Below are 21,812 nucleotides of genomic sequence, written 5' to 3' on the forward strand. Positions count from 1 at the left end.
GAGGGCGGTCAGTCGTCGGTCGGGGGATCGGCCGGCGGCTCATCCTCGCTGGCGGGTATGACATAGCTGCCCGACAGCCAGCGGTTCAGGTCGATCGCCTTGCAGCGGGGCGAGCAGAACGGATAGGTCGCCCGCTCCGACGGGCGGCCGCATTCCGGGCAGCTCCGCTTCGGGCGCAGCGGCGTCACCTTGGGATCGGCCCGCGTCATGCAGCGACGTCGTCCGCGGCCTCCGGCCGCCAGCGGGCGTAGACGTCGAAGCCTTCGCCCGACAGCAGCGCCAGGGTCTCGTAGAGCGGCAAGCCGACGACATTGGTGTAGGAGCCGACGAGACGCACCACGAAGCTGCCCGCGAGGCCCTGGATGGCGTAGCCGCCGGCCTTGCCGCGCCATTCGTCGGACGCGGCGTAGGTCTCGATGTCCTGCCGGGTCAGCCGCTTGAAGCGCACGCGCGTCTCGACCAGTCGCTGGCGCAGGACACCGCCGGCGCCGATCAGGCAGAGGCCTGTGTAGACGCGATGGGTGCGACCGGAGAGAATGCGCAAGTTGGCGACCGCATCCTCGACCATCTCGGCCTTCGGCAGGATCTGCCGCCCGACCGACACCACCGTGTCGGCGGCGAGGATGATGGTGCCGGCCGCCTCGTCCCGCTCGTTCAGCACCGACAGCGCCGCCTCGGCCTTCGCCTTGCACAGGCGCTTTGCGAGCGATCGCGGGTGCTCGCTGCGCTCCGGCGTCTCGTCGAGATCGGTCGGCAGGAGGCGCGCCGGCTCGATGCCGGCCTGCTGCAGCAGGGCCAGGCGGCGAGGCGAGCCGGATGCGAGGACGAGCTTTTGCTGGACAGCCATCGCGCGGGCGGCGGTGTTACTTGAAGCGGTAGGTGATGCGACCCTTGGTCAGGTCGTAGGGAGTCATCTCGACCAGCACCTTGTCGCCGGTGAGGACGCGGATGCGGTTCTTGCGCATCCGGCCGGCGGTGTGGGCGATGATCTCGTGGTCGTTCTCGAGCTTGATGCGGAAGGTCGCATTCGGGAGGAGTTCGGTCACCGTCCCCGGAAATTCGAGAACTTCTTCTTTCGCCATGCGGTTTTCTTACCTCGATGTGATGACGGGCCCGGATATCCATCCGTAGCCCTCGTGCGGCCGTGACCCGGCACGGCGCCGAATTTGAAGATCGGGCCCTAAATCGGACTTTCCCGCCAAAAAAGCAAGCGTACCGGACGGCCTGCAGACGCTGGCCGCGGCCGCCTCGTTCAAGTCGACTGCCTCAGCCGGAGATGCGCTCGACCTCGGCGCCACAGGCCGACAGCTTCTCCTCGAGCCGCTCGAAGCCGCGATCGAGGTGGTAGACGCGATTGACCATCGTCTCTCCCTCTGCCGCCAGACCCGCGATCACCAGCGACACGGACGCGCGCAGATCGGTCGCCATCACCGGCGCGCCGGCGAGCCGCGGCACGCCCTCGATGCGGGCGACCTGGCCGGAGAGCGAGATCTTTGCGCCGAGCCGCGCGAGCTCCTGCACATGCATGAACCGGTTCTCGAAGATCGTTTCGGTGATGTGCGAGACGCCGTTGGCGCGCGTCATCAGGGCCATGAACTGCGCCTGCAGGTCGGTCGGGAAGCCCGGGAACGGGTCGGTCACGACGTCCACCGGATGCACGCCGCCGCCATTGCGCACGATGCGCACGCCGTTCGGCGTCGCTGTCACTTCCGCGCCGGCCTCACCGAGCGCGACGAGCGCGGCTTGCAGGTAGTCGCCCCTGGTATGCTCGAGGGTGACGTCGCCGCCGGCCATCGCGGCCGCGATGGCGTAGGTCCCGGTCTCGATGCGATCCGGCATGACGCGGTGCCGCGCACCGGACAGCGCCGTCACGCCCTCGATCCGGATGGTCGGCGTGCCGGCGCCCTCGATCCGGGCGCCCATTGCGTTGAGGCAGGTGGCGAGATCGACGATCTCCGGCTCGCGCGCGGCGTTCTCGATCACCGTCTCGCCCTTGGCGAGCGAGGCCGCCATCAGCATCACGTGGGTGGCGCCGACCGAGACCTTGGGGAAGACGTAGCGGGTGCCGATCAGGCCGCCCTTGGCCTCGGCGGCGACGTAGCCGCCATCGATGTCGATCCTGGCGCCGAGCGCCTGCAGTCCGTCGATGAAGAGATCCACCGGCCGCGTGCCAATGGCGCAGCCGCCCGGCAGCGAGACACGCGCCTGCCCCATGCGGGCAAGCAGCGGCCCGATCACCCAGAACGAGGCGCGCATCTTGGAGACGAGCTCGTAGGGTGCGGTGGTGTCGACGATGTTGCGGGCGCTGAAATGGATGGTGCGGCCGGTCGAGGTGTCGTGCGCCAGACGCTTGCCGCTGACGGTGTAGTCGACGCCGTGGTTGCCGAGGATGCGGATCAGCTGCTCGACGTCGGCCAGATGCGGCACGTTCTCGAGCGTCAGCGTGTCGTCGGTAAGGAGCGAGGCGATCATCAGCGGCAGCGTGGCGTTCTTTGCGCCCGAGATCGGGATCGTCCCGTTGAGCGCGTTGCCTCCGCGGATGCGAATGCGGTCCATGACGTCCTGCCTTGCTGTTGCCCGGGAGCCTCCGGGTCGGCGCTCCCCTCTACATGAGAGGAGCGGCGGCTTCAAATTCAACGCGCCATGCGGTGAAATTGCCGGAGCGATGCGCAGGCGTCACACCCGCACCCTTGCACGACCCGCCCGCCGCCAAGCGGCTTGAAAGGCGGCGGGCCGCTCATGCGCGCAGCGTGCCGCCGGTCGCCTTCTCCACCTGTGCCACGATCTTCGCCGAAACCGCCTCGAGCTCCTCGTCGGTCAGCGTGCGATCGGTCGGCTGCAGGGTGACCTCGATGGCGATCGACTTGCGGCCCTCGCCGAGGCTCGCGCCGGCGAACACGTCGAACACCCGCACCTCCGTGACGAGTGTCCTGTCGGCACCCTCGGCGGCCCGCACGAGCTTCAGCGCCTCGACGCCGGCATCGACGACGAAGGCGAAGTCGCGCCGCACCGGCTGGAAGGTGGAGAGCTGCAGCACCGGCTTGGTGCGCGTCGGCTTCACGCGCGGCTCGGGGATCGCGTCGAGAAACACCTCGAAGCCGCAGAAGGCGCCGGAGACGTCGAGGGTCCTGAGCACCTTCGGATGGAACTCGCCGAACTCGGCGAGCACCACCTTCGGGCCGAGCTTGATGCGCCCGGACCGGCCCGGATGATACCACTCGCTCGCCGGCGCCTCGACCTGCAGACGCTCGACCGGCGCGCCGGCCGCCTCCAGCGCGGCGATGGCGTCGGCCTTGGCATCGAAGACGCCGACCGACGGAGCGGTGCCGTTCCAGGCGCGGCCGCCGCCCGAGACGCCGGCCGTACCGCGGCGGATGCCGCCGGCCACCCGGCGCTGGCCGTCCGGCCGGTCCGAGCGATAGACACCGGCAACCTCGAAGAGGGCGGTGTCGCCGAAGCCGCGCGCCGCGTTGCGGCCGGCGGCCTTCAGAAGGCCCGGCAGCAGCGACGGGCGCATGTCCGACATGTCCGCGGCGATCGGGTTTTCGAGCGCGAGCTCGGCCGCGCCGCCGCCGAAGGCCCTCGCCTCGGTCTCGGAAATGAAGCTGTAGGTCACGGCCTCGACCATGCCGCGGGACGCGAGGGCCCGACGGGCCGCGCGGTCGCGGATCTGCGGCAGCGTCAGGATGCGGCCTGCGACCGCGTCGGTCCGAGGCAGGGGCGAGGGAGCGATCCGATCGACGCCCTTCAGGCGCATGACCTCCTCGACGAGGTCGGCCTTGCCCTCGACATCCGGTCGCCAGGTCGGCACGATCACGCCGATCGTCTCTCCCGTGCGCGTCGGCGCGAAGCCGAGGCGGTCGAGGATGTCCGCCTGCTCGTCCGCCGGGACGGCAAGGCCCGTCAGCCGCTCGACCTCGCCGAGCGGCAGGCTCAGGCGCTTCTGCGCCGGTTCGCCGAAGCCGGTGGCGACGACCTCCGACGGCGTGCCCCCGCACAGTTCGATGACGAGGCGGGTGGCGAGTTCAAGACCCGGCAGCGTGAAGGCCGGATCGACGCCGCGCTCGAAGCGGTAGCGCGCGTCGGTGATGATGCCGAGTGCACGGCCGGTGCGGGCGACGTTCAGCGGCTCCCAGAGCGCCGACTCGATCAGGACGTCGGTGGTGGCGTCGTCGCAGCCGGAGTGCTCGCCGCCCATGATGCCGGCGATCGATTCGACGCCTGCGTCGTCGGCGATGACGCACATGCCGGGCTTGAGGTCGTAGGTCCGACCGTCGAGCGCGAGAAGGCTCTCGCCCTCGCGGGCATTGCGGACCACGAGGTCGCCCGTGACCTTGGCGGCGTCGAAGACGTGCAGCGGCCGCCCGCGGTCGAAGGTGAGGTAGTTGGTGATGTCGACCAGCGCGTTGATCGGGCGCAGGCCGATGGCCTTCAGCCGGCGCTGCATCCACTCGGGCGAAGGACCGTTCCGAACCCCGCGCACGAGCCGAAGCCCGAAGCCGAGGCAGAGCGGCCCGCCGTCCGGGAAGTCCAGCCGCACGCCGACCGGGCAAGCGCCGTCGCCCGGGATCGTCTCGGGCGTCTCCGTCTTCAGCCGGCCGAGGCCGGAAGCGGCGAGGTCGCGCGCGATGCCGGAGATGGCGGTCGCGTCGGGGCGGTTCGGCGTGAGGTTGATCTCGATCACCGGGTCGGCGAGGGCCGCCCAGTCGGCAAAGGGCCTGCCGACCGGCGCATCCTCAGGCAGCTCGATGATGCCGTTGTGCTCCTCGGAGAGCTGCAGCTCGCGCTCCGAGCACATCATGCCGTTCGACTCGACGCCGCGGATCTTGCCGACGCCGATTGTCGTGTCGATGCCGGGAACGTACGCGCCGGGCAGCGCCAGCACGCCGACCATGCCGGCACGCGCGTTCGGCGCGCCGCAGACGACCTGCAGAGGCTGGCCGCCATTGACGTCTCCCCCCGCCTGGACGGTCAGCACCTGCAGCTTGTCGGCGTCCGGATGGCGCTCGGCGGTCAGGACGCGGGCGATGCGGAAGGGCCGCAGCGCCGCCTTGTCGTCGATCCCTTCCACCTCGAGGCCGATGGCGGTCAGGCGATCGGCGATCTCGGCCAGCGGGGCGTCGGTCTCGAGGTGCTCCTTCAGCCAGGACAGGGTGAACTTCATGAGCGGGCGGCTTCTTTCGAACAGGTCTCGGGCATTCGCACGCTCATGGCATCGTCAGAGCCTGTCGGCAACCTCCGCCGCCAGAGTGCGGGCGGTCCCCTTCGCATGGACCCAGCGGTAGGTGAGGAGGGCCACCAGCGAGAACACGATGTGCTCGATCAGCACGCCGGCCCAGCCGGTGCCGTCGTCGAAGGCATAGCGGGCGAACACCGCCGGGAGGAGAATGCCGATGAAGAAGGAGGCGAGGGCGGCCGGCGTCGGCGGCAGATAGGCATAGAGCACCGCGAAGAGGGCGACGGTGACGAGCGCGGTCAGGAGCCGGCCGATGGAGGCCGCGATGGCGAAGAAGTCGCTGCCGGCGAAGATCCAGGCGATGAGCGCGGTGACGAGGAGGGCGAGGATCGCACCAGACAGGACGGCGATGACTTCGAGTACGATCTGACGCGGTGACATGGCCTCTCCCTTGCAAGACACGGACGATGACGAGCCGCGGCTCGGTTGGTTCCAAACGAGACCGACCCGAGATCGGACAGGGCGCCTGCCATCGCCGTGCCGGGCGGTCCGGTCGCTGCCGATTGCAAAGGCGGCGCCGGAGCCGGTATGGAACGCGGCGGCAGGGCGCCGTCAAGCGCCCGACCCGAATGTCAATCGAGCCGAGATGACGATGACCGACCTTTCCGCCCTCGAGACGCGGCTCGCCGCCGAGATCGACGCCGCCAGCGACGAGGCCGCGCTGGAGACGATCCGCGTCGCCGCGCTCGGCAAGAAGGGCGAGATCTCCGAGCTCCTCAAGGGCCTCGGCAGGATGAGCCCGGAGGAGCGGCGCGAGGAGGGGCCGAAGCTGAACGGCCTGCGCGACCGGATCGCCGAGCGCCTCGCGGCGCGGCGCGAGGCGCTGGCCGATGCGGCGATCGCCGCACGCCTGACCGCCGAGGCGGTGGACGTGACGCTTCCTGTCCGCTCATCCCCCGTGTCCCGCGGGCGCATCCACCCGATCAGCCAGGTGATCGACGAGATCACCGCGATCTTCGCCGACATGGGCTTCTCGATCGCCGAGGGGCCCGACATCGAGACCGACTACTACAACTTCACGGCGCTGAACTTTCCGGAAGGGCATCCGGCCCGCGAGATGCACGACACCTTCTTCCTGAAGCCGGACGCCAACGGCGAGCGCAAGGTGCTGCGTACCCACACCTCGCCGGTGCAGATCCGCACCATGCAGGCGCAGAAGCCGCCGATCCGCATCGTCATCCCCGGCAAGACCTATCGGCAGGATTCGGACGCCACCCACTCGCCGATGTTCCATCAGGTCGAGGGGCTCGTCATCGACCGGACGGCCAACGTCGCCAACATGAAGTGGGTGCTGGAGGAGTTCTGCAAGGCGTTCTTCGAGGTTCCGTCGCTCAAGATGCGCTTCCGCCCCTCCTTCTTCCCCTTCACCGAGCCGAGCCTCGAGGTCGACATCCAGTGCGACCGCTCGGGCTCGGAGATCCGCTTCGGCGAGGGCACCGACTGGATGGAGATCCTCGGCTGCGGCATGGTGCATCCGAACGTGCTGCGCAATTGCGGGCTCGACCCCGACGAGTATCAGGGCTTTGCCTGGGGCATGGGCATCGACCGCATCGCGATGCTGAAATACGGCATGCCGGATCTTCGCGCCTTCTTCGACGCCGACGTGCGCTGGGTCGAGCACTATGGCTTCCGCCCGCTGGACGTGCCGACGCTGTTCGGCGGCTTGAGCAGCTGAGCCGGCTACGGCCCCGCGCCGGCCGGTTCGTCCCACGGGATGACGTCGACATAGTGCCGGGCGAAGTGCTGGCCCGAGGTCGTGAGCACTCCTGACACCGGCGGCGCGTCGGCATAATCACGGCCGATCGACAGCTCGATGTGATCGTCGAGCGCCAGGATGCCGTTGGTCGGATCGAAGCCGGCCCAGCCGGCGGTCTCGCCGAGCCAGACCTTCACCCAGGCGTGCATCTGGTCGATGCCGAGGATGCGCATCTGGCCGGGCGGCGGATCGGTGCGCAGGAAGCCGCCGACATAGGCGGCGGGGATACCGGCGCCGCGCAGCGCCGCGATCATCACCTGCGCGAAGTCCTGGCAGACGCCCTCCCGACGCTCGAAGGCGGCGGCGACCTCGGTCGTGACGTCGGTCACGCCCGGCCGGTAGGCAAATTCGTCCCGGATGCGCCGCGCGAGCGCCAGCACGCCGTCGCCGAGACAGGAGTAGCCCGCCAGCGTCTCTCGCGCATAGGCCGCGAGCGGTGGCGTCAGGCGGACGGCGCGGCTCGCCGAGACGAAGTGCAGCGGCGAGGCCGGGCCGAGGTCGCGGGCATCGAGGGCCTGCCGCGCGACATCCACCGCCGGGGGCGTGGCGCCCAGCACCGGCATCTGCCGGGCGACGGCGACGCGGGCCGTCATCGTGATCGCGAACCTCTCGTGCGGGCGGTGTTGCAGCAGGGAGTGCGTGGCGTTGCCGAAGAAGTCGGCCTCCGCGACGAGTTCGTCCGGCTCGGGACGGATCGCCAGTTCGGCGCTCAGCACGCGCTGGCCGTCGTCGCGGCGGGGCGTCGCGCACAGCCTGTGGCGTGCGTCCACCACGGCCTGCGGATAGAGATATTCGAGAAAGAGCGTGACGTCGTACTGCAAGCCGATCCGCGCGCGGGCGGCGCGCCCTCCTCGTGCGGGCTTACGGCCTTTCCGGCCGCCGCGAAAGCCCGCAAGCACGCCGCCCGGCGCGTCAGCCCAGGCCGACCAGCGCGAGGGTCAGCATCGACAGGAGCCCAAGCACGGCGAGCGACAGGATGGCCGTGGCGATCACCCGCCAGCCCGAGCGGGCGAGCGAACGCAGATCGGCCATCAGCCCGAGGGCGGCCATCGACAGGATCGTCAGGGCCGTCGTCAGCGCATGGATCGGGCCGAGCAGCACGGCCGGCACGAGATCGAGCGAGCGCAGCGCCATGAGCCCGAGGAAGCCGAGAATGAACCAGGGCACCATCTGGCCGAAGGCGATCGGTCGGAGTGGCGTGCCGGCCGCGGCAGGCTTGCGGGCCACGAGGAGCGACAGGACGAGACAGACCGGGCCGAGCATCAGCACCCGCACCAGCTTGACCAGCGTCGCGGCCTGGATGGCCGTCGCTCCGAAGGGCGCGGCGGCGGCGATGACCTGCGGCACGGCGTAGACCGTGAGGCCGGCAAGGCCGCCGAAGCCGACCGGGCCGAGGCCGAGCCTCCAGCCGAGCACCGGCAGGCCGAGCACCACGAGGATGCCGAGGACGGCGGTAAAGGCGATTGCCGCCGCCACGTCCTCGCCATCGGCGTCGATCACCGGTGCGACTGCGGCGATCGCCGAGTTGCCGCAGATCGCGTTGCCGCTGGCGATGAGGATCGCCATGCGCCGCGACAGGCCGAGAACGCGCCCGATCAGGACGCCGCAGACGATCGCCAGGGCGACGGTGACGGCTATGCCGGCCAGCAGTGTCGGTCCCGCGGCCCGCAGCGTCTCGGCGCTGAGCGAGGCGCCGAGCAGCATCACGGCGATCTCGAGCGGGATCTTGGCCGTGAAGGCAATCCCGGGCTGCCACCGACTTCCCGGCTGCCAGATGGCGCGCAGCACGGTGCCGAGCAGGATCGCGAGCACCAGCGCTTCCAGCCACGCCTTGCCGGCGACGTCGATCTCCGCCGCCTCGAGACCGACCGCGAGCGTTGCGACGGCACCGCACAGGACGAGGCCGGGAAGCGCGAGCGCGAGGCGGTTCAGGCGGGCGGCGGGGAGTGATCGGGAGGTTGCGGAGTGCATGGAGGGCGCCTTTCACACCGCCACGCCTAAGCCTTGCTTATTCATCGTTCCAACGCATAGTTTCAGTCATATCGATCGATGCAGGCAATCAATGACGCTCGAACAGCTCCGTGTTTTCGTGGCCGTCGCCGACCGCCAGCACGTCACTGCTGCGGCGCGGGCGCTGAACCTGACGCAGTCGGCGGCGAGCGCAGCGATCGCCGCGCTCGAGGAGCGGCACGACGTGCGGCTGTTCGACCGGATCGGCCGCGGTATCGTGCTCACCGAAGCGGGTCGCACGTTTCTGGACGAGGCGCGTGGGGTGCTGGCGCGAGTGGTCGCCGCCGAGCAGGCGCTCGACGAACTCGCCGGGCTCGAGCGGGGGACGCTCCGCCTCGTCGCCAGCCAGACCATCGCCGCCTACTGGCTGCCGCCGCTCCTCGCCCGGTTTCACGACGCACACCCGCGCCTGTCGCTGGAGGTCGCCATCGGCAACACCGAGCAGGCCGCTGCGGCGGTGCGCGACGGCGACGCGGAACTCGGCTTCGTCGAGGGCGAGGCCGAGGATGCGCGGCTCAAGCGCTGGCGTCTGTCGGAGGACCGCTTGCTTCTGGTGAGTGCCCCGCCCGGACCGACGTCCGTGCGCCCGAACGCGCTGCGCGCGGCGCGCTGGGTGATGCGTGAGCAGGGCTCGGGCACGCGCTCGGTGTTCAACGCGGCAATGGCGCGGCTGGGCGTCGATTCGCAGGCGCTGGACGTCACGCTCGTGCTGCCGTCGAACGAGGCGGTGCGGACCGCCGTCGAGGCGGGCGCCGGGCTCGGCGCCCTGTCCCAGCACGTGGTCGCGCCCGCGATCGCGGCGGGCACGCTCGTGGCGCTGCCGCTCGATCTCGGCTCCCGCCCCTTCTACGGCCTGCGTCATCGGCAGCGCTTCCAGAGCCGCGCCGCGGCCTCGCTGCTCGCGCTGATCGGCGAAAGCGTTCAGGCGGCGGGCGGCGCCGTCACGTAGCGCTCGAGGATCCGGTCCGACAGACTGGCGAAATCGCTGGCGACGCGCTCCAGCGCGGCGTCGTCCAACGTGCCGGGTACGAACGCGCGGAGCGCGTCGCGCAGGTGCTCGGCGGCCGGAGCCGGCGATCCCGCGGCGCCCGCCGGTGTGAGCTGGAGCAGCTCCTGCACCAGGAGCTCCGCCTGCGAGACGAGCGAGCGCGGGTTCAAGGGATCGAGCAGCGTCAGGTCGATCACCGCGTCCGCGGCAAGGGTGACCGAGTGGCTGCGGCGGTAGGTCATGCGGCTGTCGGTCAGTTCGAGCAGGGCCTCGAAGGCCCCTTCCGGCGTATCCTGCGCAAGCAGCGCCCGGGCGGTGCGTGCCGTCGCCTGGCCTCGCTCGATCAGTCTTCCGCATTGCAGGAGGTGCCAGCCGGCAAGGCGGTACATGTTGTCGGCGACGAGACCGGCAAAGCCCGACAGGCGGGTGAGAAGTCCGGCGGCCAGGGTCGGGTCGGGCGCCGGGCCCGCCGCCTCCAGACGCTCGGCGATCTCGCCGAGCAGCCGCCAGGCGTCCGGCGAGAACCGGTCGCGGATGCGCGAGGCGGGCTCCCGCGTCATCGCGGTCAGAGCTGCAAGGCCCGGCGTCGGCGTGCTCGGATCGATGCCATGGATCCGCAGCAGCGCCGCCGTCCGCTCGGCCAGCGCATCGGCCTCGCCGGCCTCCGCGCAGCGGCCGGCGTGCAGGCGCAGGAGCCGTGTCGCACCTTCCAGCCGTTCGGCATAGCGCCCCAGCCAGAACAGGTTGTCGGCCGCTCGCGCCGGCAGCGCGCCGGCATCGCGTCGAACCGTGCTCGGCCTGCCCTGCGCCAGCAGCGTGAGCGACGGCGATGCACCATCGCCGGTGACCCAGACGTCGGCCGAGAGGCCGCCGGCCTGCATCGACATCGCATCCGCCCCGTCGTCTTCGGCAATGCGCGCGAAGCCGCCGGGCATGACGTGCCAGCCTTCCGCATCGCGGGCGAGGAACACCCGCAGCGCCAACGGCCGCGGCTGCAGGACGCCATCGACGAAGACCGGCATGGTGGAGAGGGGCGAGCGCTGCTGCTCGACGACCCAGGCATCGTCGTCGTCCATGAGGCGAAGGCCCCCTGGCCCGCGCGGCGCGCCCATCGCCGGCGGCAGTGCCGGCCGGCGATCCCAGGCCGCGGCATGCTCCCGCGGTTGCGGGACCGTGTCGCCGCCGGGCCAGCGCGTTCGCCGCACCGGCAGGCGAAGGGGTGCCCCGAGAAGCGCCGCGGCAAGCTGCGGCTGAAGGGCGAGCAGGGCCCGCGATTCGAGCAGGCCGGAGCCGAGCGCGTTGGCGAGGTGCAGCCGGCCGGCGCGCACCGCGCGCACCAGCCCCGGCGTGCCGATCGCCGAGCCCGCGTAGAGTTCGAGCGGATCGGCGAAGTCGGCGTCGAGGCGCCGCCAGAGGACGCGGATCGGCAGGCGGCCGCCGATCGTGCGGATCGCCAGCCCTTCCGGCCCGGCGACGAGATCGCCGCCCTCCACGAGGGTGAAGCCGAGGTAGCGGGCGAGATAGGCGTGCTCGAAATAGGTCTCGTTGTAGGGGCCTGGCGTCAGGAGCCCGATGCGCGCGTCTTCGCGTCCGTCCAGCGCCAGGAGCCCGTCGCGGAACCGCGAGAAGAAGCCGGCCAGCCGCTCGACCCCCAACTGCCGGGCGAGTTCGGGAAACGCAGCGGTCGCCGCGACACGGTTTTCCAGCGCGAAGCCTGCGCCGGAGGGGGCTTGCGTGCGATCGCCAAGGACGATCCACCGTCCGTCCGGCGTCCGGCCGAGGTCCACCGCGATGAAACGGATCAGCGGCTCGCCGCCCAGCGCCTGGTCCGCGAGCGGGCGCAGGAACTCGGGGTTGGCCCCGAGCAGCCGGCCCGGCAGCACCCCGTCCGCGATCAGCCGGCGCTCGCCGAAGAGGTCGGCGAGGAGCCGCTCCAGAAAGCCGGCGCGCTCGACGAGGCCGGCCGCGAGGCCGTCCCACTCCCGCCGCTCCAGGATCAGCGGCGGGTGGGCCAGCGGCCAGACGTGCTCGCCTTCGCCGCCCGCACCGCCGCCATAGACGCGATAGAAGACCCCGGCTTCGCGCAGGTATTGGCCGGCACGGGCGAAGCGCCGCAGGCGCTCCTCTCCCGGCATTGCGGCGAGCTGTTCCGCCAGCGCCTGATAGTGCGGACGCACCGCGCCGTCCGGCCCGAGCATCTCGTCGAAGCGTCCGGGTGCCGGCCGGTAGGCGCGCAACAGCGCGCCGAGGCCGGCCTCCCGTGCCGACCCGCTCGTGCCCGAGGTCTGCATCCGGTCAGACGGCGAGATGCGCCGGCCGGCGAAGGTCGAGCGTCAGCGGGAAGGACGGATCGGGGATCTCCCGCAACGGCTCGAAGCCGCCGGGCGTGTGACCGATGTCCTCGAAGCGCGCCAGCCGCCGGGCCTCCGCCTCGTAGGCGTTGACCGGGAAGGTGTCGTAGTTGCGCCCGCCCGGATGGGCGACGTGGTAGACGCAGCCGCCGAGCGAGCGCTTCGACCAGCGGTCGTAGATGTCGAAGGTCAGCGGCGCGTGCACCGGGATCGTCGGGTGCAGGCCCGTCGCCGGCTGCCAGGCCTTGAAGCGCACTCCGGCCACCGCGTTCGCCGCATCGAGGGCGGCCAGCGGCACGGGCCGCCCGTTGCACGTGACGATGTGGCGGGCAGGATCGTGATTGGTGAGCTTCACCTGCAGTCGCTCGACCGAGGAATCGACGAAGCGCACGGTGCCGCCGATCGCGCCGGTCTCGCCCATGACGTGCCAGGGCTCCAGCGCCTGGCGCAGCTCGAGCGCCACGCCCTCCCGTTCGATGCGGCCGCAGAAGGGGAAGCGGAACTCGGCCTGCGCCTCGAACCACTCCGGCCGCATCGGGTAGCCGGCCCGGCCGAGATCGGCGAGCACGTCGAGAAAGTCCTGCCAGAGGAAGGCCGGCAGCATGAAGCGGTCGTGCAGCGCGGTGCCCCAGCGGGCGAAGCGGCCATCCTCCGGGGTCTTCCAGAACTTGGCGATCAGCGCCCGGATGAGCAGCTGCTGCGCGAGGCTCATGCGCGCGTCCGGCGGCATCTCGAAGCCGCGGAACTCGACGAGGCCGAGCCGTCCGGTCGGCCCGTCCGGCGAATAGAGCTTGTCGATGCAGATCTCGGAGCGGTGCGTGTTGCCGGTCACGTCCACGAGGAGGTTGCGGAACAGCCGGTCGGTCAGCCAGGGCGGCACGGTCGCGTTCGGCCCGGTGACCTGCGCCATCGCGATCTCCAGCTCGTAGAGCTGGTCGTGGCGCGCCTCGTCGACGCGCGGCGCCTGGCTCGTTGGGCCGATGAAGAGGCCGGAGAAGAGGTAGGACAGCGAGGGATGGCGCTGCCAGTGCAGCACCAGCGACTTCAACAGGTCGGGCCGGCGCAGGAAGGGCGAGTCGGTCGGCGTCGCGCCGCCGACGACCACGTGATTGCCGCCGCCGGTGCCGGCATGCTTGCCGTCGATCATGAACTTGTCGGTGCCGAGCCGCGACTGGCGTGCCGCCTCGTAGACCGCGGTGGTGATGGCGACGCTGTCGGGCCAGCTCGCCGACGGGTGGATGTTCACCTCGATGACGCCGGGATCGGGCGCGACGCGGATGACGTTGAGGCGCGGGTCGTGCGGTGGGCCGTACCCTTCGATCTGCACCGGCAGGCCCTCGGCGGCGGCGACCGCCTCCACCGCCGTCAGCAGATCGAGATAGGCCTCGGCGCTCTCGAGCGGCGGCATGAAGACGCAGAGCTTGCCGTCGCGCGGCTCGATCGACAGCGCGGTTCGCACGTGGCCTTCGATCTCGCCGGGCCCGGATCCCGGCGTGCCGTAGGATTGGGTCTGGCCGGCAGCGTTCGACGGCCCGTCGCCCGCGCCCAGCGGCGGCTGCGACTGGCGCATGTCGCCCATGGATTGGGCCATGGCGTCGACGCCCTGGCTCTGCTGCATCTCCACCCGGCCCCAGAGTTGGCGGTTGACCGGCGGCAGCGGCGGGAAGCCCTGCGTCGGATCGGCCGGGTGGATGAAGGGATAGTCGGCCGCCGAAAGATGCGGGAGCGAGGCGAGGGGCAGGCGGTAGCCGAGGGAGGAGTCGCCGGGCACCAAGAAGAGGTGCTTGCGGCGGGTGCGCCAGCGCTCGGAAATCCACCGCGATCGCCCGTCGCGTGCCTGCCAGGCCTGCACCGGCAGGACATGGCCGGTCGGGGTGGAAAGGCCGCGGTTGAAGACCGTCGCAAGCCGGGCGCGCTCCTCGCGGTCCTCCAGCTTGGACTCGCTCGGATCGACGTTGACGGGCAGCTGCGCCTCGCGCGCCAGCCAGTAGGCGGCGTCCTCATAGGCCGGCAGGACGTTGTCGACCGGCAGGCTCAGCACCTCTGCCAGCCGCCGGGTGAAGCGCTCGGACTGGGCCGGCCCGACCGGCTCGTCCGCCGTCTCGCGCGCCACCAGCTCGGCGTTCTGCCAGACCGGGACGCCGTCCTTGCGCCAGAACAGCGAGAAGGTCCAGCGCGGTAGCGTCTCGCCGGGATACCACTTGCCCTGGCCGTAGTGCAGGAAGCCGCCCGGGGCGAAGCGCTCGCGCAGCCGGCGGATCAGGTCGTCGGCGAGCGCCCGCTTCTGCGGGCCGGTGGCCGAGGCGTTCCACTCCTCCGACTGGAAGTCGTCGATCGACACGAAGGTCGGCTCGCCGCCCATCGTCAGACGCACGTCCATCGCCTGCAGGTCGGCGTCGACCGCGGCGCCGAGGGTGTCGAGCGCCGTCCAGCTCTCCTCGGAGAACGGGTAGGAGACGCGCGGGCGCTCGGCGATGCGCTGCACCGTCATGTCGAAGGCGAACTCGACTTCCGCGTAGTCGACTCCGCCCGAGATCGGCGCCGCCGAGCGGTAGTGCGGCGTCGCGGCGAGCGGCACGTGACTCTCGCCGGTGAGGAGGCCAGAGGTCGGGTCGAGGCCGACCCAGCCGGCACCCGGCAGGTAGACTTCGGCCCAGGCGTGCAGGTCGGTGAAGTCGTGGTCGGTGCCCTTCGGCCCGTCCAGCGCGACGATGTCCGGCTTCAGCTGGATCAGGTAGCCGGAGACGAAGCGGGCGGCAAAGCCGAGATGGCGCAGGATCTGGACCAGCAGCCAGGAGGAGTCGCGGCAGGAGCCGGATCCCTTCTTCAGCGTCTCCTCCGGCGCCTGCACGCCGGGCTCCATGCGGATCAGGTAGTCGACGTGGCTCGACAGGGTCTGGTTCAGGCCGACCAGGAAGTCGACCGTGCGCGTCTGGCTGCGGTCGAGCTCATGCAGGAAGCGCTGCAGCAGCGGCCCGGCCGGCTCCGGCGCGAGATAGGCCTTGAGATCGCTGGCGAGGTCCTCGGCATAGGTGAAGGGCCAGGTTTCGGCCGCCTCCTCGACGAAGAAGTCGAAGGGGTTGTAGACCGTCATGTCGGCGAGAAGATCGACCTCGATGCGGAACTCGCGGGTCTTCTCCGGGAAGACGAGACGGGCGAGGTAGTTGCCGAAGGGGTCCTGCTGCCAATTGATGAAGTGGGTCTCGGGCGTGATCTTCAGCGAATAGGACGGCACGCGGGTGCGCGAATGCGGCGCCGGCCGCAGGCGGATCAGCTGCGGCCCCAGCGTGACCGGCCGGTCGTAGGTGTAGTGCGTGACGTGGTTCAGGGCGGCGAGGATCGACATCGGGTCTCGTGGCGGGAGCGCGGGATCTTCGCCGACCATACCGTATGCTTGCGGTGCGGCAAGCGCGAGACGGGCCCAGCCCGCGGACGATCACGCTTCCTGAAGCGGAGGCGCATGACGTCTGGAGCCCATGCGGGCAGACCGCGCGTCATTCCTCAACCGTCAGGAAGCGGTTTCCGTGCGGTGTGTCGGAAGCGGAGGATGACGATCTCCGTCGCGGCAACACGGTAGAACACGACGTAAGGGTAGGGCGAAAGTACGAGACGCCGTACGCCAGGGCGACTGGTCGCCAGGGCGACTGGTCGCCTGGGCGACCAGCGGATGATCCAGCACCACAGCAAGCGCTGAGGCGATGCGCCTGGCAAGACCCGCCGCCCCTTGTGGAGAACGCTTGGAAATGAAGGACAGCGCCTGCTCGATCTGGCGGAGAGCCGTGCGGGTGTAGCGAAGTCTCAAGTCGCGAATTTGGAGAAAACTGCAGCGACCTCCCTGTCACTCGCAAACTCCCCGCGCGCAACCTCTGTGTCCGCTTCCGCAAGATCGGCCAGCTCGTCCGCCGTTAGCTCGTAGGCCTGATCGTCGGCTCCGGCGAGACGCAACAGGACACGGGCATACTCGTCCTGTCGTTCCGCAGGCAGGACGCGAAGGCGATCGATCGCTTGGCGAAGAAGTTCGGTCATGGCCGCATTATGCGATGTTTTGCGGCGCGCTTGAAGCGGATAAGAGGCTGGACGCGGCTGACGCGCCAACGGGGCGCAGCAGTCTTCAGCCGACACACGATCGGCAAGCTTCGTCTTTCTTCGCAACCGCAGGAACCCGCGACCAGTGCGCGCATTCCTGCGGCGCATGCGACCGGCATGCCGCGCACACCCCGGACTTTCCCGATGAAGCTGTTCTCCTGCCCGTTCTGCGATCAGGTCGCGTTCTTCGCCAATGTCGTCTGCGAACGCTGCGGCCACGCGCTCGGCTTCGAGCCGCAGGACCTCGCCATGCTCGCGCTCGAGCCGGAGGGCGGGATCTGGACGGAGGCCGGCAAGGGCGCCAGCGAACGCCGCTGGCGCTACTGCGAGAACTTCACGCACGGTGTCTGCAACTGGCTGGTGCCGGCCGAGGGTACGGACGCGCTCTGCCTCGCCTGCCGCCACAATCTCGTCATCCCGAACCTGTCGGACGCCAACAACGTCCTGCTATGGGGGAAGATGGAGGCGGCCAAGCACCGTCTGTTCTACACGCTCCTGCGCCTGAAGCTGCCGCTCGTCACGCGCGACGAGCATCCCGAGGGCCTGGGCTTCGAGTTCCTTTCGGACGAGGGCGGCGAGGCTGTGATGACCGGCCACGACAACGGGTTGATCACCATTGCCCTTGCCGAGGCCGATGATGCCGAACGCGAGAAACGCCGTGCAGCGATGGGCGAACCGTACCGCACGCTGCTCGGCCATTTCCGCCACGAGATCGGCCACTGGTACTGGGACCGGCTGGTGCGCGACGGTGGTGCGCTTGCCGAATGCCGTGCCATGTTCGGCAACGACGAAGAGGATTACGGCGAGGCCTTGCAGCGTCACTACGCCAACGGGCCGAAGCCGAACTGGCAGGACGAGTACGTCTCCTCCTATGCCGGCGCCCACGCCTGGGAAGACTTCGCCGAGACCTGGGCGCATTACCTGCACATCGTCGAGACGATGAACACCGGCCACAGCTGGGGCGTCACCGTCAGCCCGCGCATTCCCGAAAACGATCTCCTGCGCACCCGGCTCGACTTCGACGTGTTCGATCCGCAGGTCTCGATCACGCAGATCACCGATGCCTGGCTGCCGCTGGCGATGGCGCTGAACTCCTTCAACCGGGCGATGGGCCAGCAGGATCTCTATCCCTTCGTGCTCGGCCCGAAAGTGATCGAGAAGCTCGGCTTCATCCACGACCTCGTCCATGGCCGGGTGGGGCATGCCCTCGGCGCGGGCACCGAGGTGCTCGTCACCGGCCAACGGGGCCCGGCAGCGATCCAGCGCGAGCGCCGTCGCTCGCTCTGGCCGTTCGGCGGCAACTGATCCGCCGACAGAAAAGACGATGCGCCCCACTGGAAAGCTGCAGCGCGCGCTCTGATTAGTGACGATACGGCCCGCGAGTATGGCGGCGGAGCGGCATCGGGGCATGTGTGGGGCAAGCGCACATGCGATACCCGACCGCGACGTCGCCCGCGGACAATGTGGGGCGGCGCCGGTTGCCCGCGAATCTCAGAAGGGGCGCCGGACGGCGCCGGGACGCAATGACAGCAGCCAATGGCTTTGCCTACGAGACTTCCTGGGGCGCGACCATTCGCGAGAACGACGTCCTGTTTCGTCTCTGGGCCCCCGAGTGTCAGACGGTCGAGCTCGCCATCGAGCAGGCGAACGCCGAGCGGCGTTTCGTTCCGATGGACAAGAGCGAGGACGGCTGGTGGAGCGTCGCGACGAACGAGGTGCGCGACGGCGATGCTTACGGCTTCAGGGTCAACGGCGACCTGACAGTACCGGACCCGGCGGCGCGGGCGCAGGTCGACGACGTGCACGGCCTGTCGCGGCTCGTCGACCCGAGGGCCTTCACGTGGAAAACGGCCGGCTGGAAGGGCCGTCCGTGGCACGAGAGCGTGTTCTACGAGCTGCACACCGGCACCTTCACGCCGGAGGGCACCTTCGAGGCGATCATCGAGAAGCTGGACTACCTGAAGGAGACCGGCATCACCGCCATCGAGCTGATGCCGGTGGCGCAGTTCGGGGGGCGGCGCGGCTGGGGCTATGATGGTGTGCTGCTGTACTGTCCGCACGAAGCCTATGGCGGCGTCGAGGGACTGAAGCGTCTGGTCGATGCGGCGCACGAGCGCGGGCTGATGGTCTTCCTCGACGTCGTCTACAATCACTTCGGCCCGGACGGGAATTACATCGGCGCCTATGCGCCCGGCTTCTTCCACCCGGAGATCCACACGGCCTGGGGCGCGGCCATTGCCTACGACCAGAAGGCGGTGCGCGACTTCATGATTCAGAACGCGCTCTACTGGCTGCAGGAATACCGGATCGACGGGCTGCGGCTCGACGCCATCGACTCGATCGAGGACATGACCGACGAGCCATTGATCCGCGAGCTCGCCGCCGCGGTGCGCGAGACGATCAAGGACCGGCACGTGCATCTGACCTCCGAGGACGCACGCAACATCACCTGGCACATCGAGCGCAAGCCGGATGGCGAGCCGGCTCTGGTCAGCGGCGAGTGGAACGACGACTTCCACCACACCGCTCATGTCGTCGCCACCAAGGAGAGCGAGAGCTACTACCAGGATTACGCCCGCAGCGCCGTGAAGCAGATGGCCCGGAGTCTCGCAACCGGCTTCGTCTTCCAGGGGCAGCACTCCAGGCACCGCGACGAGGACGTCGGTTTTCCGTCCGGCCACCTGCCGCCGGTCGCTTTCGTCAACTTCATCCAGAACCACGACCAGATCGGCAACCGCGCCTTCGGCGACCGCCTCACCGATCTCGCCTCCAAACGCATGGTGGAGATGCTGCAGGCGATCCTGTTCCTGTCGCCCCAGATCCCGCTGATGTTCATGGGCGAGGAGTATGGCGAGACCAACCCCTTCTGCTTCTTCACCGACTTCCACGGCGAACTCGGCGAGATCGTGCGCGAGGGCCGGCGGTCGGAGTTCAAGAAATTCGCCGCCTTCCGCAATCCGGACAACCGCAAGCTGATCCCGGACCCGAACAGCGAGAGCACCTTCCTGCAGTGCAAGATCGACTGGTCGACGCACGGTCGCGCGACCTATCGCCGTCACCTCGCCTTCGTGTCCCAACTCCTGCGCCTGCGCCGCGAGCGGATCATGCCGCTTCTCAAGGACGCGCCGGGCGACTGCGGCAAGTGCGACGTCTCCGACGACACCGACGCCTTCGCCGTCAGCTGGACCCTCGGCGGCGGCCACGTCCTGCATCTCTTCGCCAATCTCGACGACGAGCCGTGGAAGCTGCCGGCCGATGTCACGCCCGACGAGGCGATGGGCGGCGACGTCCTGTTCGAGCACGAGGCCGGCGCGGCCGAGGCCTTGAAGACCGGTGTGCTGCCGGGTCCCTCCGTCGTCTTTCGCTTCGCCAAGACCCTTCAGATCGGGAGCAGCCATGAGTGACGCGCTCGACCGGCTCGCCGAGAGCCACGGCATCCAGCTCGCCTACATCTCCGAACTCGGCGAGCGGCACATCATCGACGACACCGCCAAGACCGCGCTGCTGCGCGTGCTCGGCGTCGATCCGGAGCAGGGGCCGGCCGGCAGCTTCGACGAGGCGGCGGATGCCCCGTCGCAGAGCTGTTATCTCCCCAAGTTTCCCGAGGCGGGTGCCTGGGGCATCGCCTGCCAGCTCTATAGCCTGCGCTCGGGGCGCAGCCTCGGGATCGGCGATTTCGAGGATCTCGCGCGGCTCGCCGAAATCGGCGGCCCGGAGGGCGCAAGCTTCGTCGGCGTGAACCCGCTCCACGCGCTGTTCCTCAGCGATCCCGGCCGGTTCAGCCCCTATGCACCCTCGAGCCGGCGCTTTCTCAACCCGTTCTACATCGCGATCGACCAGCTCGACGGTGGCCCGGAGGCGATCGAGGCGCTGCGCCGGAGCGAGCCGGAGCGGTTCGAGGACCTGGACGGTGAACTCGTCGACTACCCGAAGATGGGCGCGCTGAAGACCGCGCTGCTCCAAGCGATCTTCCGGCAGCGCTTCGAGGCGATCCGGCAGGACGAGGGGTTCGTCGCGTTCTGTGCCGGTGGCGACGAGGGCCTGCGCGACTTCGCGCTGTTCGAGGCGCTGTCGGCCGACATGATGACCCGCGAAGGCCACTACAGCGGCTGGCACACCTGGCCGGACGAGTTCAAGGACCGCGGCGGCGACGCCGTCCGTGCCTTCGCCGCCGAGAACGAGGAGGCGATCCTCTTCCACAGCTGGCTGCAGTACCAGGCCGAGGAGCAGCTGGCGGCGGCGCAGGCGCGCGCGGTTGCTGCCGGCATGTCGATCGGCCTCTATCTCGACTTCGCCGTCGGTGTCTCTCCCGACGGCGCCGACACCTGGGCGGCGCCGGAGCTCACCATCCGCGATGCGCGGATCGGCTCGCCGCCCGACATGTTCAACTCCTCCGGCCAGGACTGGGGCATCGCGCCGCTCTCGCCGAAGGGGCTCGCCGAACACGGTTTCGCGCCGCTTCGCGAAGCGGTGGAGGCGCTGATGCGCAACGCCGGCGCGGTGCGCATCGATCATGCCATGGGCCTGGCGCGGCTCTGGTGGATCCCGACCGGGGTCGACGCCCATGGCGGCGGCTATGTCCGCTTCCCCCTCGGCCGGACCGTGGACGTCGTCGCCGAAACGTCGCAGGCGAACCAGTGCATCGTCATCGGCGAGGACCTCGGAACGGTGCCGCCCGGCTTCCGCCACACGATGGGGGAGGCGAAGATCCTGTCCTACCGGCTGCTCTATTTCGAGCGGCACGGCGAGACGGGCTTCCTGATGCCGGAGGCCTATCCGGAGATCGCGCTCGCCTGCATCTCCACCCACGACCTGCCGACGCTGCGCGGCTGGTGGAAGGGAACCGACATGCAACTGCGCGCCGACACCGGACGGCAGGATGCGGAGGCGACGGAGCGCACCTGGGACGAGCGTCGGCGCGACCGGCGGGCCCTGGTCCTGGCGCTGAAGGAGGCGGGGCTGCTGCCCGAGGCGTTCGACCGGATCGCCAGCGGCGAGGACTCGATGCCGCCTGAGGTTCCGACGTCGATGGTCGATGCCATCCATCGCTTCATCGCCCGCACCCGCAGCCGGCTGGTCGCCGTGCAGCTCGACGACATGATCGGCGCCGAACGGCAGCCGAACCTGCCGGGCACCACCGACGAGTATCCGAACTGGCGCATCCGCTCGATCGTGCCGCTCGAGGCGCTGCCCACCCACGAGCGGTTCCGCAGCCTTGCCGCGGCGATGCGGCAGGAACGACCGAACGCGGACGGGAACGCCTAAAGGACGTCGATCATGGTCGAAGTCGAAAGGCCGGGCGCAGGGAGCACGATCGCAGCCGATCGGGTGCATCGGCAGGCCGCCCGCTCAGGCCACGCGCTCGTCCGTCTCGTCTCGTCTTGC

The 21,812-nt window shown here is 69.9% G+C and carries 17 protein-coding genes; 5 read left to right on the top strand and 12 right to left on the bottom strand.

The genetic code is table 11. From position 1 onward, the window contains the following. Positions 1–8: 8 nt before the first annotated feature. The 6 genes from yacG to NPA30_RS00225 form a co-directional block, all read right to left on the bottom strand. Entirely contained in the window at positions 9–209 is a 201-nt protein-coding gene (yacG, locus tag NPA30_RS00200) for a DNA gyrase inhibitor YacG (RefSeq protein ID WP_256800291.1), read from the bottom strand. Next, the gene (locus NPA30_RS00205; RefSeq protein ID WP_256800293.1) at positions 206–847 is read right to left on the bottom strand and encodes a Maf-like protein; all 642 of its coding nucleotides are present in this window, start codon (positions 845–847) and stop codon (positions 206–208) included. Before NPA30_RS00205 ends, yacG begins: the two co-directional genes overlap by 4 nt. A 16-nt stretch (positions 848–863) precedes the next feature. Then, positions 864–1,082 carry a translation initiation factor IF-1 gene (infA, locus tag NPA30_RS00210; RefSeq protein ID WP_055892241.1) on the bottom strand — a complete coding sequence of 73 codons (219 nt, stop codon included), beginning with the start codon at positions 1,080–1,082 and terminating at the stop codon, positions 864–866. A 184-nt stretch (positions 1,083–1,266) separates the two neighbouring features. After that, complete coding sequence (murA, locus tag NPA30_RS00215) at positions 1,267–2,556, bottom strand: UDP-N-acetylglucosamine 1-carboxyvinyltransferase (protein ID WP_256800295.1); 1,290 nt, start codon at positions 2,554–2,556, stop codon at positions 1,267–1,269. Positions 2,557–2,737: 181 nt separating this feature from the next. Continuing rightward, positions 2,738–5,164, bottom strand: coding sequence for a phenylalanine--tRNA ligase subunit beta (gene pheT, locus NPA30_RS00220; protein ID WP_256800296.1), 2,427 nt, complete (start codon positions 5,162–5,164; stop codon positions 2,738–2,740). A gap of 54 nt (positions 5,165–5,218) precedes the next feature. Continuing rightward, positions 5,219–5,617, bottom strand: coding sequence for a hypothetical protein (locus NPA30_RS00225; protein ID WP_256800298.1), 399 nt, complete (start codon positions 5,615–5,617; stop codon positions 5,219–5,221). Between the two features lie 211 nt (positions 5,618–5,828). Here NPA30_RS00225 and pheS point away from each other — a divergent pair, with 211 nt between their 5' ends. Then, positions 5,829–6,911, top strand: a complete 1,083-nt coding sequence (pheS, locus tag NPA30_RS00230) for a phenylalanine--tRNA ligase subunit alpha (protein ID WP_256800299.1) — start codon at positions 5,829–5,831, stop codon at positions 6,909–6,911. A gap of 5 nt (positions 6,912–6,916) precedes the next feature. Here the strand turns inward: pheS and NPA30_RS00235 are convergent, their stop codons facing one another. Together NPA30_RS00235 and NPA30_RS00240 are read right to left on the bottom strand one after the other, a co-directional pair. Further along, positions 6,917–7,813 (bottom strand): transglutaminase family protein, encoded by an 897-nt coding sequence (locus tag NPA30_RS00235; RefSeq protein ID WP_256800300.1) that lies wholly within the window; start codon positions 7,811–7,813, stop codon positions 6,917–6,919. A gap of 91 nt (positions 7,814–7,904) precedes the next feature. Continuing rightward, a complete protein-coding gene (locus NPA30_RS00240; RefSeq protein ID WP_256800301.1) occupies positions 7,905–8,963 on the bottom strand; it encodes a YeiH family protein in 1,059 nt (352 codons plus the stop codon). Between the two features lie 91 nt (positions 8,964–9,054). Between NPA30_RS00240 and NPA30_RS00245 the strand changes: the two genes are divergently transcribed. Beyond that, positions 9,055–9,951, top strand: coding sequence for a LysR family transcriptional regulator (locus NPA30_RS00245; protein ID WP_256800304.1), 897 nt, complete (start codon positions 9,055–9,057; stop codon positions 9,949–9,951). Here the strand turns inward: NPA30_RS00245 and NPA30_RS00250 are convergent. The 4 genes from NPA30_RS00250 to NPA30_RS00265 form a co-directional block, all read right to left on the bottom strand. After that, positions 9,924–12,281, bottom strand: a complete 2,358-nt coding sequence (locus NPA30_RS00250) for a circularly permuted type 2 ATP-grasp protein (protein WP_256800306.1) — start codon at positions 12,279–12,281, stop codon at positions 9,924–9,926. The two genes, NPA30_RS00245 and NPA30_RS00250, sit on opposite strands and share 28 nt — an antisense overlap. A 4-nt stretch (positions 12,282–12,285) precedes the next feature. Continuing rightward, the gene (locus NPA30_RS00255; RefSeq protein WP_256800307.1) at positions 12,286–15,687 is read right to left on the bottom strand and encodes a transglutaminase family protein; all 3,402 of its coding nucleotides are present in this window, start codon (positions 15,685–15,687) and stop codon (positions 12,286–12,288) included. 155 nt (positions 15,688–15,842) lie between these two features. Beyond that, positions 15,843–16,052 (bottom strand): type II toxin-antitoxin system RelE/ParE family toxin, encoded by a 210-nt coding sequence (locus tag NPA30_RS00260; protein ID WP_306228611.1) that lies wholly within the window; start codon positions 16,050–16,052, stop codon positions 15,843–15,845. An 87-nt stretch (positions 16,053–16,139) separates the two neighbouring features. Continuing rightward, a complete protein-coding gene (locus NPA30_RS00265; protein WP_256800308.1) occupies positions 16,140–16,367 on the bottom strand; it encodes a hypothetical protein in 228 nt (75 codons plus the stop codon). Between the two features lie 204 nt (positions 16,368–16,571). Between NPA30_RS00265 and NPA30_RS00270 the strand changes: the two genes are divergently transcribed. From NPA30_RS00270 to malQ, 3 genes are all read left to right on the top strand, one after another. Beyond that, complete coding sequence (locus tag NPA30_RS00270) at positions 16,572–17,732, top strand: zinc-binding metallopeptidase family protein (RefSeq protein ID WP_256800309.1); 1,161 nt, start codon at positions 16,572–16,574, stop codon at positions 17,730–17,732. A 218-nt stretch (positions 17,733–17,950) separates the two neighbouring features. Beyond that, positions 17,951–19,831, top strand: coding sequence for a malto-oligosyltrehalose trehalohydrolase (treZ, locus tag NPA30_RS00275; RefSeq protein WP_256800310.1), 1,881 nt, complete (start codon positions 17,951–17,953; stop codon positions 19,829–19,831). After that, on the top strand, positions 19,824–21,692 hold the full coding sequence (malQ, locus tag NPA30_RS00280; RefSeq protein ID WP_256800311.1) for a 4-alpha-glucanotransferase: 1,869 nt from the start codon (positions 19,824–19,826) through the stop codon (positions 21,690–21,692). The genes treZ and malQ overlap by 8 nt, the downstream gene beginning before the upstream one ends. The last annotated feature ends 120 nt before the right edge of the window (positions 21,693–21,812 follow it).

This window comes from Mangrovibrevibacter kandeliae (genome assembly GCF_024519155.1).
Classification (GTDB): Bacteria; Pseudomonadota; Alphaproteobacteria; order Rhizobiales; family Rhizobiaceae; genus Mangrovibrevibacter; species Mangrovibrevibacter kandeliae.